The organism is Ezakiella coagulans, from assembly GCF_003096635.1.
GTDB classification, from domain to species: domain Bacteria; phylum Bacillota; class Clostridia; order Tissierellales; family Peptoniphilaceae; genus Ezakiella; species Ezakiella coagulans.
In genome coordinates this window covers 15,965-32,736 of sequence record NZ_QEKV01000007.1, presented here as the reverse complement: position 1 = coordinate 32,736, position 16,772 = coordinate 15,965, and the positions used below count along the sequence as shown (strand labels likewise).

Genomic DNA, 16,772 nt, shown 5'->3' with positions numbered 1-16,772 from the left:
TTTTATTTTTACCCATTTTTTAACCTTTTACTCTTTAAATTCTACAAAAAATAGGATATAATAATATGTGGTGAAGATATGAAAAAATTATTGACAATAATACTTGCATTTTTATTAATTAATAGTATAATTATACAAGCGGAACCTGAAAACTATGACACAGTCATTTTAAATGGTAATATATATGATCCGCTTGCCGGCGTTTATCTAAAAAACTATAACATCGGTATAAGCTCCGGTAAAATAAAAAAAATAACACGAGATGAAATAAACGGAAGCAACGTGATTGATGCCAAGGACAAACTTGTTTTGCCTGGTTTCATAGATGCTCTTTCAGATGCTAAAAACGAAGAATATAATCAACTGAGGTTAAAAGATGGGGTCACTACAACAGTTATAAAATCAGACCTCCCTTTTGATAAATATATTCTTCAGGAGGAAAATCAAATAAGCTATATAAATAGGATTTTGATTTATGATTTCACCCCAATTTTTAATCCAAACGCATCAAAGGAAGAAAAGGAAAAGTTTGAATCTGATTTAAACGAACGTTTAGATGAAGGATATGCCGGTTTATATTTTAAGCCGACTCCAAATTCAAAATTTCCAAATTTAAAAAACATTCCTGTAAGCTATCCGATTTATCTCGATTTTTTCGAGTTTGAAGACTCAAAAATCATTCCTTGGCTTGACAAATTTAAAAATGATCAGAAAAATGACAGAAAAATTTATATAGTTAATTCAAACTTTCATTTTAGCTCAATGGATAATATTATCGGTTATTCAAACGATGAAGAAAACGTTTTTATGGGTGGCTACCCTTTTAGCTATACAAATATTGTGCCTTCTGAAATAAGCGACGAAAAATTTAACAAGCTTATTAATCAGATTTCAATTAATCAAAATGAATTCAACATATTTCGTTTAAGTGCAGAAAATAAAAACATGACTGACACACTTTCTGTTATTGGCCTTATTGATGAAAAAATAATAAATAAGGCTCTAACCTGCAATTCATTTGTTTCGGAGTCTTTTAATCGTTTCGATGCGCCGAGACCTTCTACCGCTGGAATAAACACATTTATGGGAAGACTTTTCCTAACCTTTGATAAAGAGTTGCCTGAGCAAAAAGATTTTTATAATACTGTATTTTCTCAATCAACAATACTGAGAAATATTTTTGGAAATCGCTCTTTTCTTCAAAATAAAGGATGCATTGAAACCGGGGCAGATGCTGATCTAATCATTGTTAATACTGAGAATATTTCACAATTCTCATCAATGACAGAAGAAATTCATCCGTCAACCGGAATAGATTCTGTTATTCGAAACGGATATATAATTTACGACCAGGGTAATTACAGCACAATCGCTCCAAAAGCGTACTATCTAAAAGACGAGATACCTTCATTTATAGATGAATCTTACACGATTTCCACCAAAGGAAAAAAGAAACGAAAATTTGAACTTTTAAACTACGAAGGCAAACACTATGTAAGAGCTCACGAGCTTGCGGATTATTTAAATATAAAGTATGAAGAGAATGGCGGAACTTTTTATTTCGGCGGAATTATAAGACTTGAAATTGGTAATAGAGATTTTACAATCGGCACAAATAAGTTAAGCCTAAAAAATTCTCCACATCTTATTGACGGAAGCTATGTCATCGACATAAATGATTTGGATGATATTTTCGAAAGTTATTACAACATTGAAATAGGCGATGAAACTTTGAACTTTAGTGCAGACAAGATGTCTAAACTTCTCGACAAAAAAGAAGACAACGGAAGTTCAATTAATGTAGATTTAAACCCTGTTAGTATTTTTATTTCTTATTTAATGGCGGCAGGTTTAATATTTTTATTTGTTTTCTTACTTAATAAAAAGAGAACGAAAACTAAAAAAGGAGAATAAATATGAGAGATTTCAGTTTAAAAGAAATATTGGGTCCTATTATGATAGGTCCTTCAAGTTCCCACACTGCCGGTGCATGTCGACTTGGAAAAATTGCAAGAAATATTGTCGGAGCAAATTTTACTTCAGTTACTTTTTTACTCCATGGCTCTTTTGCAAAAACTTATCATGGACACGGCACTGACAAGGCCTTACTTGCCGGAGTTATGGGTTTTTCTCCAAGCGACGAAAGAATTAGAGACTCATTCGAAATTGCCGACAAAATCGGTCTAAAATATGAATTTATTCCAACCGATCTAGGATATTGTCATCCTAATACGGTAAAAATGATTTTCCATTTTAACGACAAACCAGATTTCTATGTTCAAGGTTCATCAATAGGTGGTGGTAATATTATTATTACAGACATTAACGGAACCGACATTACATTTACCGGAGAACGTCCTACTGTAATTGCAAAATATCAAGATAAAAAAGGTATTATATCTAGAATTACCTCACTTTTTGCAATTTCAGGATTTAACATTGCGAATATGAATGTTATAAGAAACGGAAAACAAGCAACTCTAATCTGTGAATTTGACAGTGATATTGATCCTGCTGTAATTGACGATATGGTAAGACTATATGACTTTGACTTTGTTAAATTCATTGACCATGGAAAGGATGACTAATATGTATAATAAAGCAAAAGAAATAAAAGATTTGTGTATAAAAACCGGAAAAGAAATTTGGCAAATCGCACTTGATAAAGATTTCGAAAATACCGGAATAGAAGAGGCAGATTTACTCGAACTTATGCACGAAACACTAGAAGTCATGCGTGATTCAGCGTATAAAGGACTTGACCAAGCTGTCTATTCAATGTCAAAAATCACAGGTGGAAGTGCTGTAAAAGTTAATAAGTTTGCAGAAGATTCAGTCAGTGGAAAGACAATTACCCGTGCTATGGCAATGGCTCTTTCTGTTTCCGAAGTTAACTCTTCGATGGGAAGAATAGTTGCTGCCCCTACTGCAGGTGCAAGTGGAATTTTGCCTGCTGCCCTTTTCACTATGCAAGAAAAATATGGATATGATGATGATAAGCTTGTAAAAGGACTAATCGTAGCAGGTGTCATCGGTGAAATTATTGCTCAAAACGCAAGTATTTCCGGTGCAGAAGGCGGATGTCAAGCAGAATGTGGTTCAGCTGCCGCAATGGGTGCCGCTGCAATTTGTTATTTGAGAGATTATGATATCGACACTATTTTTGCAAGTGCCGCATTTGCTATAAAAAATATTTTAGGCCTTGTTTGTGATCCGGTTCTTGGACTCGTTGAATATCCATGTAACCTTAGAAATGCAAGCGGTGTTGTGAACGCTATAATCTCAGCTGACCTTGCAATGTCCGGATTACCATGCCTCATTCCACTCGATGAAACAATCGACTCTATGAGACAAGTTGGAAACTCACTTCCTGAAGCTTTAAGAGAAACCGCTTTGGGTGGACTTGCCGCAACTCCTACAGCTGAAAAGCTCGGAGAAGAAATGGAAGAAAAAAACGCACATAGCGAAAACTAAAAAAAAGCTGTATAAGACTTATAATAATAAATCTTATACAGCTTTTTTTATTTTGCAAATTGCTCTACTTTTTCGCGGAGCTTATTGAGCTCAATCATGATTTTTTCTTTGTCATCCCCAACTCCATACATATAAATCTTTAGCTTAGGCTCTGTCCCCGATGGGCGCATGCAAATTTTTATTCCGTTTTTTAGGTTGTATATCAGAGCATTAGTCTTCATACTTCCGGTTTCCAACAAATAATCTTTTCTTTTATCAACCTCGATATCAAAAAGACGATCCACAAAATCCTCTCTAAACTCTTTCATCACTCCGTTCATTTTTTCGCTAGAATCGACACCTTCAAAATAAATCGAAAAATTGTTTTCGATGTGATATCCATAGTTTTGATGTATTTCTTCCAAAACATTTTGAAAAGTCATGTTTTTATTTTTAAAATATCTGTATGCGTCAACTACATACAAAAGTGCACTTAAACCGTCTTTATCACGAACAACGCTCCCTATTTCATATCCAATCGATTCTTCATACCCAAAAATAAATTCTTCATCTTTTCCGTCAAGTTCATTTGCAAAAACTGATATATTTTTAAAACCCGTAAGCGTTTCAAATGTTTTATATCCAAAATCTCTTGCAATTTCAATACCCAAGTCATCAGTCACAATCGTCTTAACAATTCTTCCGTTAGTTGTTAAGCCTCGCTCTTTGCGTACGAGAAGTAAATAGTAGATAAGAATTGCACCGATTTCATTGCCTGAAAAAATCCTGAAAATCTTTCCTTCTCTCGATGCAAAAGACATTCTGTCAGCGTCAGGATCGTTAACTACAATTAAATTTGCATTCTCTTTTTCTGCTAAATCAATTGCAAGTGAAAAAGTCTCCTTTACCTCCGGATTTGGATATGGAATAGTCGTAAAATCCGGATCCGGAAACTCTTGCTCTTTTGGGATAAAAAACATAACATTTTTATCTTTTAAGATTTTCTTAGCCGTCTTCTCTCCGCAACCGTTATATGGGCTGTAAACCATCTTAAAAGGCGTTTTATCGTCATACATACTAAGTGACATTATATCTCTATAATAATCGTTAAAAACATGTTTAAAGTTAAATTCAATAGGTTTTTTGTTAGGAATGTTTGCTAGTTCTTCTTCATTTATTTCACTCATAAAATATTCAATAATTTCTGCATCGTCTTCCAAAATTTGAGAACCTGTTCTTTTGTATACTTTGTATCCATTATAATCTTTTGGATTGTGGCTTGCAGTAACCATAACGCCACAGAATGTTTTAAGATGTCTTACAGAATAAGAAAGATGAGGTGTTGCAACAATTTCATCAAAAAAATAATATTTAATATTAAAATATTCCATTACAGATGCAGTTATTTTCGCAAAGTCACGACTATTATGCCTTACATCATATCCAATCACAACTCCCCTATCCTCCGCATTATTTTTTTTAATCCACTTTGCAATAGCGATAGCCGCTTTTTTAACGGTAAAAACATTCATCCTGTTTGTTCCTGCATCCATATATCCCCTGAGGCCTGCAGTCCCAAACTTCAGATTGCCATCAAATGCCGCTTCGTATTCTTCATTACTCATAGAGAGAACACGAGTAACAGTATCTTTACCATAAACTCTCTCATCTGTCCATTTTCTTTTCATAAAATCCTCCAAAAAAATAACTGTTCTATATTCAAATAGAACAGTCTCATATATGGCGGGAGTACGTGCGAATCGAACACACCAATGAGGCTCCGAACCCCATTCGCCGGTTTTGAAGACCGGAGGGCCCACCAGGACCCATCTACCCCCACAAATCCAACAAGTTCTATTATACACGAACAAAAAAGAAAATTCAAGGGATTTATGTTACATTCATAAACCCCCTTACGATTTATTTGTTATAATCATAAAAATAGTAACCTTGTCCCCATTTTGTCAATAAATACTTAGGGTTTTTCGGCTCTTTTTCAATTTTCTCCCTGATTCTTCTTATGTGAACATCAATACTTCTAACGTCACCATAATAATCATATCCCCAAACTTTCGTCATAAGTTCTTCCCTTGAAAAAACTTTTCCCGGATTAGAACCTAAAACATAAATCAAATCGAACTCTTTTCCGGTAAGTGAAACCACGCTGTCATCCTTCACGAGTACTCTCCCCACCGGTTTTATAATATATTCATCAAACTTTATATCTATATCGTCTGTGTCCTTAAATGTAGACTTTAGCCTTCTCATTATAGCTTTTATTCTGACTTTCAATTCAAGTATATTGTATGGTTTAATCAAATAATCATCCGCACCATATTCAAGTGCCAAAATCTTTTGAATGTCATCATTGTTTTCAGTAGTAATAATAATAGGAATAGTCGACATCCTTCTTATACTTTGAATTATTGTTAGACCATTAATATTTGAATAATCAAGTTCCATAACTATTATATCATAATTTGCACCCAACACACCCAGAAGTTCATTTTTCGGGTCTGTACAAATCTTAACCTCATAATCATCTTGTTCCATTGAGTATGCGAGATTTCCGGCCGACAACCTATTTTCATCTATAATTAATAACCTCAAAATTAATCCCTTCTCTTAAACAAAAACCTTTCGTCACCTTGTCTTCTAGTAATCTTTTTAGCATCGTAATATTCCAAAAGAGCAACAGCAGTCTTTCTATTGGTTTCCAATTCATCCCTTAGAATCTTAACATTTATTGATTCATGTTCATTGAATAACTTAAAAACTGTATCTGTACATTTTAAATAATATTCATAGAGCAAAACCTCTTTTGACATCTCAATTAAAATTTTATCCTTTATCATTGCATTTATCAAATCAGGTGATGCTCCAATCAACTCTTCTTTTTTGTATAAACGATTTTCTTTCTTCATGTAATTAACAATTTCATCAATTTTCTTTTGTTCAGCATCGGTATACGTTCTGAAGAAAGTACTCAAAAGAACTAAATTATCGTCTATGATAATATCTTTATCGGCACTTATACGATTTAAAAAAGAATCCTGAATCTTTTGATTTAATCCTCTCAAAAACTTTTGTCTTATTTCTTCTAAAGAAACACCCAGTCTCAAAGGGAATTTTTTGTGGTACTCTTCAAGATATTCTATTACTCCATTTTGAATTTTCTTTATATCTGAAGAAAGAACTAGATAATTGTCTCCAATCGTTTCGACGGTTCCTTCGTCTTCAAGATTTTCAATGTCACTTATTATATCTTCTTCCGGTATAGAAAGAAGCTTCGAAAGATCTGACTTCGTTACAAAATCTGTGCCGCGATCTGCAAGAATAGCTTCAATCGATTCGGAAATACTGTCAGTATCCTTATTCTTTATAAGCTCAATGGACTCTTCTCTAAATCTCTTTTTCTTGCTTGGTTTTAGTTCCAAAATTTCTCCACCGCCAATTGTTATGACCGGACTGAAAAATCTTACAATAAATTTATCCTTTCGCATCGCAACAATTTCGTCTTGAAGAAGTAGTTGCGCATAACACTCTTCTCCCGGATTAAGTTCCCCTCTATCAAGTAGTATAACTCGTGCTAGTGTCTCTTCACTCCCAATGTGAAATCTTACACGGGACCTATTTTTTATTGAATACTTTGAGTCTGGTATACATTTTAGCTTAACATCAATTAAATTTGATACTAGCAAATGATCTTTAACCGAAATGACCGAACCTCTTTTTATATCTTCCTTTTTTACATTTGCAAGATTCATCGCCACACGTTGCGAACTGAAACTTTCATTCATATCCTCACCGTGAACTTGTATTGAACGAATTTTACTTTCAATCATTTCAGGATAAATAAAAACATCCTGATTTATCTTAAACTCGCCATGAGTCTGAGTCCCGGTAACGACTGTACCCACACCTTTAAGCGTGAACACGCGGTCAATTGGAAGAACTCCTTCACCTTTATTTATATTTTCAGGCATTTCACTAATAAATTTAGAAATTAAAGATTTCAATTCATCGATACCATCACCCGTTTTTGAGCTCACAGGGACAATCGGTGCATCTTTTAAAAATGTGTGAGAAATATATTCCTTAACATCATCAAGAACAAGTCCCAACCAATCTTTATCAACCATATCAGTCTTTGTTATAACGATTATGCCCTTGTCAACTCCAAGCAAATTTAAAATATTAAGATGCTCTATAGTTTGCGGCATTATTCCTTCATCCGCTGCTACAATTACAAGAACAATATCCATTCCATGAACACCGGACAACATGTTTTTTACAAACTTTTCATGCCCAGGTACGTCAACGATTCCAACTCTAACACCTGATTTATCATCATAGTATGTGAAACCCAAATCTATTGTTATTCCCCTTTGTTGTTCTTCTGACAATCTATCTGTATTTCTGCCTGTAAGAGCTCTTATAAGTGATGTTTTTCCATGGTCAATGTGGCCGGCAGTTCCAATAATAAAGTGTTTCATTAACTCTCCTTAATTTCTTTAAAAGCTGAAATTACTCTTTTGACATCATCGTCAATAAAAGTTCTCGGGTCTATGATAAAATATTCTTTGTGGATTCTTCCAACAACCGGATATTTCAAATGTCTAAGCCTATAGTCAATCTCCCCTTCTGAAAGTTCATCATCGGATACCTTGACAACATAGGTCGGAAGCTTTTCAGTTGGAAGACTTCCTCCTCCAACTTCCGAATAATCTTCCACAACCTCAGCTTCATATCCCAATTTTTTAAGACCCTTTGAAACTTTTTTTGAATCTTCGAGAATATTTTCTTTTGATTTTGTAATCATATTAAGTGTAGGAATCTTTTTAACTGGATCTTTTTCGTATAAATAAACCTTAAAAATTTCTTCTAAAAGTTTTATTGTCATCTTATCAACTCTAAGAGCCCTCGTCAACTGATTTCTCTTTAGTCTGTCTATATATTTTTTCTTACCGATAATTATCCCCGCTTGCGGTCCGCCCAAAAGTTTGTCTCCGCTGAACGTAATAATATCAATGCCTGACTCGACTGACTCTTGAACAGTCGGTTCATGCATAAGACCATACTCTTCCAAATTTACAAGAACTCCGCTTCCCAAGTCTTCAATAAGCGGCAATTCGTTGTCATTGGCAAGCTTTTTTAATTCAAAAGCCTTAACATCTTCAGTAAAACCTACAACTCTATAATTTGACGTATGAACTTTCAAAATAACGCCGGTATTTTCATTAATCGCTCTTTCATAATCAAAAAGATGTGTTTTATTTGTAGTTCCAACTTCTCTCAGCTCACATCCGCTTGCTTCCATAACATCAGGAATTCTAAAGCTTCCACCGATTTCAATCAGTTCACCGCGGCTTATAATAGCCTCTTTTCCTTTTGCGAACTCTGAAAGCACCAAAAGAACAGCTGAAGCATTGTTATTTACAACCATTGCCGCTTCAGCTCCTGTCACTTTTGTAATGAGGCTTTCAATGTGAGAATATCTGAGCCCTCTAACTCCTTTTTCAAGGTCAAACTCAAGGTTTGAATATCCAAGAAGAATGTTTTCAATCGAAGATACCATGTCCTTACTTATTAAACTTCTTCCAAGATTTGTGTGAATAACTGTTCCGGTTGCATTCACAAGAGGTCTCAGGCGATCCTCTTTCAAACTTGAAAATGATTCAATTATGTCATCATCAAGTCTTTCAATTTTTCTATCTAGTTCATCTTCTGTGATTCCATTTCTGATATCGTTTCTAAAACCGTTTAAAATATCATTTGCTAGATCTTTTATAGCTTCAATATCAACGGAATCAGATAGTATTTTTATTTTATCACGACCTAAAATTTCATCCATCTTAGGAATTTTACTATACATACAACACCTACTTTACATAAAGTCGTTTTTCTCTTTTCTTAGTGACTTCACCTATAATTGCTCCCGGATATGGTGAATCATTAAGTGCTTGCATAATTTTATTTGCCCTTTTTTCATCAGCAGTAATTAAAAGGCCTCCTGATGTTTGAGGGTCAAAAACCAAGTCATCTATATAATCGTTGTGCATCGATTCATATCTATTTGAAAAATATTTTTTATTATCATATGTTCCCTTTGGAACAAGTCCCATTTGAGCATAGTCATGTGCACTCTTGATTGCTACAAGTTTATCTGTATACAAATCACACGATAAATCAGCGCCATCCAGCATTTCAATAAGATGTCCTGCAAGTCCGAAACCTGTTATATCCGTTGCTGCCGTTGCACCACCGCCTTGCTCAATAGCCTTTAACCCAAAAGCATTGAGTGTGCTCATCGACTTTACAACTTCATCTATTTCATCTTGCTTTGCAAAACCTGCTTTTATTGCAGTTGTTAATACACCAGTTCCTATTGGCTTTGTCATAATAATGAGGTCACCTTCATTTGCAGAACTGTTTCTTAAAAGATCTTTTCTGTGGCAGAATCCTGAAACTGAAAGTCCATATTTCGGCTCATCATCTTGAACTGTATGTCCACCTACACAAAGACATTCCGCTTCCATCATCTTATCGAATCCGCCTCTTAAAATCTCCTGTAAAATGGAAGGGCTTAAACAGTTTGGAAAGCACACAATATTCATAGCCATCTTCGGATATCCGCCCATTGCATAAACGTCGGACAATGAGTTTGCAGCTCCGATGAGTCCAAATGTATATGGATCATCAACAATAGGAGTAAAGAAATCCAAAGTGGTTATTAACAAATTATCATTTCCTAAATCATAAACCGCCGCATCGTCCGATGTCTCTATGCCAACCAATAATTTATCATCTGAAATTACATTTTTTGTTATTCCTCGCAAAACTTGCGACAATATGTCGGGACCGACTTTTGCCGCTCAGCCGCTTGTCTTTGCATATTGTGTTAATTTTACATCACTCATATATTTCCCCTCCAACAGCAATCAAACCTTTTAGAGCCTCCATTTTCTTTTTACCGAAACCGGAAACTTTTAACAAGTCATCTACTTTTTCAAATGGCTGCGCCTCCCTATAGGCAATAATTTTATCAGCCGTCTTTTCTCCAACTCCCGGAAGAGTCATTAACTCTTCTTTTGTTGCCAAATTTAAATCTATATAACTTTGAGATTTAAGATCCGCAGCCGCAGTAGGTTGTTCTCCTTTTTTCGGCACATAGATCTTCATCCCGTCTTTAATCTTCTCAGCGAGATTTAATGCATCGGGGTCCGCTTCTTCTAAAAGTCCACCCGCTTTTTCAATAGCATCGATAATACGTTTATCCTTTTCAAGTTGGTAAACTCCGGATCTTTTAACACTTCCACTAACATGAACAATCAAAAGATCGTCCTTTTTCTCACTCTTTTCTTCCACAATGTCCTCTCGATTAATCTCATTTGCACTCGTTTTAAACCTAAGTATATCTTCATTATTGTCTTTACATCCGGCAAATGAAAAAATAAAAATTATAATTAAATAAATAAATTTTTTCTTCATATATTCCTCCCGAAAGAACACGTACTATATTTTCATTTTAACATAAATATTAATAATTTGCAATAAAAAAAGCATTGAAATATCGAAATTTCAATGCTATAACTATTTCAAATAATGGGAAATCGCCTCAGATATATTTTTGAATTTTATCACTTTTGCATTCGTAGCTTTAAAATCCCCATTTCTATCGCTGATTGCAATTTCGCTAACCCCGGTTCTGTCAGCTTCTTTAATTTTTTCAGAAAGGCTTTGAGACTTTCTGATTTCTCCTGTAAGAGCAACGTCTCCTATAAAAACAACATCTTTATTAAGAGGTTTTCCGTAATAAGAACTTGCAATACTCATAATAATCGCAAAGTTTAAAGACGGATCATATGTTCTAAACCCCCCAACCGCTTTAAGGACAACATTCTGATCAAAAAGTTTTAAATTCATTGTGTCTTCAAGAATACTAATACAAATATTTAAACTATCTTTTTTTATTGAGTCCGTTATTCTAGACGGATATGGTGTGAAAGATTTACTCATAAGACTCTCAACTTCAAGAACAATCGGTCGTGAGCCTTCCTTTATTGCACCAAGTGCAGAACCTTTGACTGGACTTTCTCTCGTTGTCATAAAATACTCAGAAGGATTGTCAATAGAAATAAGTCCTTTGTCCTCCATTTGGAAGAATCCCATTTCGCCGGTTGAGCCGTATCTGTTTTTTGTAGCAACAAGAGATCTTAATGCTTCTCCTTTTTCACCTTCAATATATAAAACAGTGTCGACCAAATGCTCTATAGAACGAAGTCCGGACAACTCGTCTTCCTTATTCATTTGTCCTACTAGAAAAACAATTCTCGGATTCTCTTTATCTTTTGCAATTTCAACGCATTTATATGCACATTCCAGGCTCTGTGTAGGGCTTCCGGCCCTGCTTGGTAAATATTCATCGAGAACGAAAGTTTGTATTGAGTCAACAATCAAAACATCAATACACATGCTTCTAACACTTTGGTCTACCTCATTAAGACTATTTGTGCTAATAACATAAAGATTATCCGAAGTTTTATCTAAAATTCTTTCCGCCCTCTTTTTTATTTGACTTTCGCTTTCTTCACCACTTGCATATAAAACCTTATAGCCAAGTTCGCCAAGTTTATTTGAAAGTTGCAGAAGAAGTGTACTCTTTCCTGCACCGGGACGTGCGGTCAAAATGGTGACGGAGTCTCTAACGATTCCGCCACCCATAACTCTGTCGAGTTCATTTATTTTTGACATTACTCGGTCAGAATTTAAGCCTTTTACTTCTGAAAGTTTTGAAACAACACCGCTTCCAATATTTCGTTTACCTTTTACATTTATGCTCTTTACCGGTTCCGGCTCTTTTTCAACCATTGTCCCCCATTTGCCACAACCTGGACACTTTCCAAAACTACCAACAGATTCATATCCGCACTCTGTGCATCTGAACAAATTATTTTTAGCCATACTATTCCCTGTTTACCACAACTTTATCTTTGAAATCGAGAATAACTTTATCCCCAGGTTGAATTTGACCGCGGACAATTTCTTCTGAAATAACATCTTCAAGCGACTTCATTAAAACACGCTTTATAGGTCTTGCACCGTAAGTGTCACTATATCCTTCCTTTGCAACATGAGTCAAAAAATCATCCGTAACTTCAAGTTCATATTTATCTTTAATTCTTGATTTTATCTTTTCAATTTCAAGATTTACAATTTTCTTCACTGCTTCTTGGTTGAGTGTATTAAATACGACAATTTCATCGACACGATTCAAGAATTCAGGTTTAAACATTTCTTTCAGTGCTTTATCTACCTTGCCCTTTATCGCTTCGTTTTCAGTTTCATTACCTCCTCCAAAGCCATATGTGTTCTTTTTCTTTAAATCAGATGTGCCGGCATTTGAAGTCATAATTATAACCGTATTTTTAAAATCTACAACTTTTCCCTTGCTGTCTGTGAGTCTTCCCTCTTCCAAAATTTGTAGAAGAGCATTGAAAATATCTGGATGTGCTTTTTCAATTTCATCAAACAAAATAACTTGATACGGATTTTTTCTTACGGACTCAGTAAGCCTACCGCCTTCCTCATATCCGACATATCCCGGAGGCGAACCGATGAGCTTTGAGACGCTATGTTTTTCCATAAATTCACTCATATCTACAACTGTCATTTTATTCTCGTCTCCGAATAGCTCATAAGAAATTCTCTTTGCAAGATAAGTCTTTCCAACTCCTGTCGGTCCGACAAATAAAAAGCTTCCAATCGGACGATTCGGGTCTTTAAGCCCTACCTTTGACCTCTTTATAGCTCTATCAATGACAGAAATTGCTTCCTCTTGACCGATAACTCTATCACTTAACTTCTTCTCAAAATTTCTCAATTTTAAAAGTTCATTGTCAGTCATTTGAGAAACCGGAACTCCACTCCAAGTTGACACAACCTCTTCGATTACCGACTTGTCCACAACTTCATACTTATTTGCAGCTTCGAGCGAGTCTTTTGAAATCTTGTCCTCTATTATTCTTTCCTCATCTCTTAGTCGAGCAGCACGCAAAAAATCCTGTTTTAAAACAGCCGCTTTCTTTTCCTCGATTATAGATTCCAATTGCTCTTTTAGAATCTTCGAAGAATCTTCACCCTTTACTTTTGTACGCTTTTTACTCATCGCCTCGTCCATAACGTCGATTGCTTTGTCCGGTAAAAATCTTTCAGTAAGATATCTTTCCGAAAGAGTTACCGCTTCAATAAGTGCATCGTCTGTAATCTTAACCCTATGATATTCCTCGAATTTCTTTCTTATACCTTTCAAAATCTTTATAGTTTCATCAACTGTAGGTTCTTCAACAGTTATGGTTTGAAGCCGTCTTTCAAGTGCAGAATCTTTCTCTATATATTTTCTATATTCATCAAATGTAGTAGCTCCAATGATTTGAATGTCTCCTCTTTCCAGATAAGGCTTTAAAATATTCGAAGCATCAAGACTTCCCTCTGACCCCCCGGCACCGACAATATTATGAATTTCATCAATAAATAGAATGACTGTATCGTCATTTTTTGCCCTTTCAAGAAGTTTTTTAATTCTATCTTCAAAGTCCCCTCTATATTTTGTTCCGGCAACAAGCATTGTCAAATCAACCTTATAAATGATTTTATCTTTTAAATAGTATGGGACATCTCCTGATACAATTTTTTCAGATAGACCTTCAACAACAGCCGTTTTACCAACTCCCGGCTCGCCGATAAGCGTCGGATTGTTTTTTGTCCTTCTCGACAAAATTTCAACCATCCTAGAGATTTCTTTTTCACGTCCTATAACAGGATCAATCTCTCCACTCTTTGCCTTTTCATTTAAATTTGTAGTATAATTTTCAAAAATTTCTTCATCCGACATGTTTGGACCGTCCGGGCCCATTTCTTCATCGCCCTGATTAAGCATATTTCTTATGAATAGCCGTTTGTCAAAGTCAAGACTTCTCAATACCATATCAGTAATATCTGTATTATCACTTATCGCTGCGGTAACAAGTACATCAAGAGTGACCATATTTTCTCGCATCAAAGCCGCAAGCCTTTTTACATCTCTTGTAACGACTCTCCTATACCCAGGTGTTGTTCCTTGAACCCTCTCACTATCACCGATTCCCACTATATCAACAAGTCCATTGTAAAATCTATTATAATCAAGTCCATATCTTGCTAAAACGTTTATAATTTCAGCATCTGTTCTTTTCAGAGCGGCAAGAAGAATGTGATGAGTGCCGACAACATCAGCCTTTAACGCTCTAGCCTCTTCTTCGCTGAACTCTATTACCTCTCTTGCGATTTTATCAAACCTTGAAAAATCAAGCATTTAATCCCTCCTTATCCTCAAATAGCAAAGAATAAAAATATTCTTCGATTTCATTATGTTTAAAATTCATATTAGAAATATTCGTGCCTTGTGTTTTTATTAGAACATTTCTGATTTTCTCGCCTTGTACTTCATCGCCCATGATTTTTCTAAAAAGTATAATATCATCAACGGTTCTCAAAAAATCACCGGTACTAATTCTTCCACTATTTCTTGCCGATTCAACCCTATCTGCCAAAAACTCCATAAAATTTTGATTTTGTCCTAGTTCATAAGCTTCGGCTCTTTCTTTTACTTCTAGCTCGGACACAATATTTTCTATAAAATTTATATCCTTATACGGTTCTGTTTTTGAAATACATCTAACTATAAAAAATGCACTTGCTGCAGCCTTATCTGAATACGGAATCAAAAGTGCACCAGGCCTTCTCATAGTTTTGTTTACCATATACATTACCTTGTTAGAATTCATAAGTGCCGGAATATGAACGATTGAATCAATCATAAATCCATTTCCACAAAGAGGAATTTGACTCGATAAATATCCGAAATTTCTATCTTTTTGAAAAGCCAAATCTTCTGACATAATCCTCAAATATCCATTTAATTCATCATACTTCTTCACAGGATTATCCAAAGTATAACCGCTAAATGATAAGTGTTCCGTATCATTAATAGTAATTATTATTTTTGATTTATCATCATATAAAATACTTGCATCTTCATTGGAAACACCCATTGATAATAGATTTTTCTCCACGAAAGAATCCACTTCACCTTTTTGTGCAAAATATGAAGGAACATATCTTAATGGAATTGGAAGCTTTGAAATTTCTGAAAGAAAAGTATTTCTCACTGCATTTTTCTCTTCCAAAGTAAGTTCTGACGGATATTTATAACCCCTTAAATTTCTAAAAAAGTCAAAACTATATCCTTGAATTACCATGTGCCGCCTCCTCAAGTTTTTTCTTAATCTCTTCGGCTTTCTCATATTCTTCAAGTCTTATCGCTACCTCAAGATCGCGTTTTAAATCCGCAAACTCATCCCTTTTTTGAAGCATAGGATAAAGATTTCTATTTTTCATTGCTTCTGAAATTTCCTTCTTAAATACTTTATAACAAACCTCGCATCCAACAGCCATCCTAAGACTTATATCCGCCCACTTTCTGTGGCATTTCGGACACTCTTTTTCATTGCTATCTTCATCCCCATCTGATGCCAACTTTTCTAGTCCCTTTAAGAAATTCATAATATCATCGGAAAGAACAACATTAACATCTACTCTATTGTGATTTTCACCACCATTTGCGTCATTATATAAATTTCTATTCTTCATAATCAATCTCCTTGAAAACCGCAAGCAACATATTTCTAAGTAAAGTTGCTCTCAAAACATTTCTGTCTTGCCCCTTAATATCGAGCGCTCTTTCCTCAATAGCCGCCTTGAGTAAATTTTCTTCCTTTTTATCTATAATAGAATATGAACTTAACATATCTATGATTTGTTCACTTGCATTTAAAGTAATAGAATCACCTATACTATCCAACAGCTCTTCAAAAAATCCATTGTGAACATGAATTTCAACCCTTTCAATCTTAATATAACCTCCGCCGCCTCGTCTCGATTCAATATAATATCCCATTGTCGGTTGAAATCTGGTTTGTAAAACATAGTTAATTTGCGATGGACTGCAATTAAAGTCATTGGCAAGTTCGTTCCTTCTGAGCTCAACAATCCCTTCATTATCGTCTAAAAGCTTATTCAAAAAATCTTCAATTGAATTAGATAATCCTGCCAAAAATCTCAACCCCTTTCTTTAATTTATCATCAAATTATTTCTGACCTTTTCTAACCTTGTTTATACCCACAAATATAATTCTTAAATCAAAATGATTAAAATTCGTGTTTTAGATAATCATTAGCTGATATGTATTAAAGAATTTCGCCATTATTTGCTAATTATT

At 34.8% G+C, this 16,772-nt stretch carries 14 protein-coding genes and 1 tRNA gene; 3 read left to right on the top strand and 12 right to left on the bottom strand.

Going from position 1 to position 16,772, the window contains the following annotated elements; translation table 11 throughout:
• Positions 1-78 precede the first annotated feature (78 nt).
• The 3 genes from C7381_RS06305 to sdaAA are packed head-to-tail and all read left to right on the top strand — an operon-like array spanning position 79 to position 3,474.
• Positions 79-1,914: a hypothetical protein gene (locus C7381_RS06305; RefSeq protein ID WP_116480311.1), complete on the top strand. Its 1,836-nt coding sequence runs from the start codon at positions 79-81 to the stop codon at positions 1,912-1,914.
• Positions 1,915-1,916: 2 nt separating this feature from the next.
• Entirely contained in the window at positions 1,917-2,588 is a 672-nt protein-coding gene (gene sdaAB, locus C7381_RS06300; RefSeq protein ID WP_034545838.1) for an L-serine ammonia-lyase, iron-sulfur-dependent subunit beta, read from the top strand.
• A 1-nt stretch (position 2,589) separates the two neighbouring features.
• Complete coding sequence (sdaAA, locus tag C7381_RS06295) at positions 2,590-3,474, top strand: L-serine ammonia-lyase, iron-sulfur-dependent, subunit alpha (protein ID WP_116480310.1); 885 nt, start codon at positions 2,590-2,592, stop codon at positions 3,472-3,474.
• Between the two features lie 47 nt (positions 3,475-3,521).
• Here sdaAA and C7381_RS06290 read toward each other — a convergent pair whose 3' ends face one another.
• The 12 genes from C7381_RS06290 to C7381_RS06240 all read right to left on the bottom strand — a co-directional run bounded on the left by C7381_RS06290 (position 3,522) and on the right by C7381_RS06240 (position 16,606).
• Positions 3,522-5,141 (bottom strand): phospho-sugar mutase, encoded by a 1,620-nt coding sequence (locus C7381_RS06290; protein WP_116480309.1) that lies wholly within the window; start codon positions 5,139-5,141, stop codon positions 3,522-3,524.
• 53 nt (positions 5,142-5,194) lie between these two features.
• Positions 5,195-5,291, bottom strand: a tRNA-Sec gene (locus C7381_RS08590).
• 82 nt (positions 5,292-5,373) lie between these two features.
• Positions 5,374-6,063: a response regulator transcription factor gene (locus tag C7381_RS06285; RefSeq protein ID WP_245893783.1), complete on the bottom strand. Its 690-nt coding sequence runs from the start codon at positions 6,061-6,063 to the stop codon at positions 5,374-5,376.
• Positions 6,064-6,065: 2 nt separating this feature from the next.
• The gene (gene selB / locus C7381_RS06280; RefSeq protein WP_034545849.1) at positions 6,066-7,949 is read right to left on the bottom strand and encodes a selenocysteine-specific translation elongation factor; all 1,884 of its coding nucleotides are present in this window, start codon (positions 7,947-7,949) and stop codon (positions 6,066-6,068) included.
• Complete coding sequence (gene selA, locus C7381_RS06275; protein WP_034545852.1) at positions 7,949-9,328, bottom strand: L-seryl-tRNA(Sec) selenium transferase; 1,380 nt, start codon at positions 9,326-9,328, stop codon at positions 7,949-7,951. Before selA ends, selB begins: the two co-directional genes overlap by 1 nt.
• 7 nt (positions 9,329-9,335) lie before the next feature.
• A complete protein-coding gene (selD, locus tag C7381_RS06270; protein WP_116480308.1) occupies positions 9,336-10,373 on the bottom strand; it encodes a selenide, water dikinase SelD in 1,038 nt (345 codons plus the stop codon).
• Positions 10,366-10,944: a ComEA family DNA-binding protein gene (locus C7381_RS06265; protein WP_034545855.1), complete on the bottom strand. Its 579-nt coding sequence runs from the start codon at positions 10,942-10,944 to the stop codon at positions 10,366-10,368. The genes selD and C7381_RS06265 overlap by 8 nt, the downstream gene beginning before the upstream one ends.
• A 102-nt stretch (positions 10,945-11,046) precedes the next feature.
• A complete protein-coding gene (locus tag C7381_RS06260; protein ID WP_116480307.1) occupies positions 11,047-12,417 on the bottom strand; it encodes a DNA repair protein RadA in 1,371 nt (456 codons plus the stop codon).
• A gap of 1 nt (position 12,418) precedes the next feature.
• Positions 12,419-14,806: an ATP-dependent Clp protease ATP-binding subunit gene (locus C7381_RS06255; protein WP_116480306.1), complete on the bottom strand. Its 2,388-nt coding sequence runs from the start codon at positions 14,804-14,806 to the stop codon at positions 12,419-12,421.
• Positions 14,799-15,752 (bottom strand): hypothetical protein, encoded by a 954-nt coding sequence (locus C7381_RS06250; RefSeq protein ID WP_165803618.1) that lies wholly within the window; start codon positions 15,750-15,752, stop codon positions 14,799-14,801. Before C7381_RS06250 ends, C7381_RS06255 begins: the two co-directional genes overlap by 8 nt.
• Positions 15,733-16,143: a hypothetical protein gene (locus C7381_RS06245; protein WP_116480304.1), complete on the bottom strand. Its 411-nt coding sequence runs from the start codon at positions 16,141-16,143 to the stop codon at positions 15,733-15,735. Before C7381_RS06245 ends, C7381_RS06250 begins: the two co-directional genes overlap by 20 nt.
• Positions 16,133-16,606, bottom strand: a complete 474-nt coding sequence (locus tag C7381_RS06240) for a CtsR family transcriptional regulator (RefSeq protein WP_034545866.1) — start codon at positions 16,604-16,606, stop codon at positions 16,133-16,135. The genes C7381_RS06245 and C7381_RS06240 overlap by 11 nt, the downstream gene beginning before the upstream one ends.
• Between the last annotated feature and the right edge of the window lie 166 nt (positions 16,607-16,772).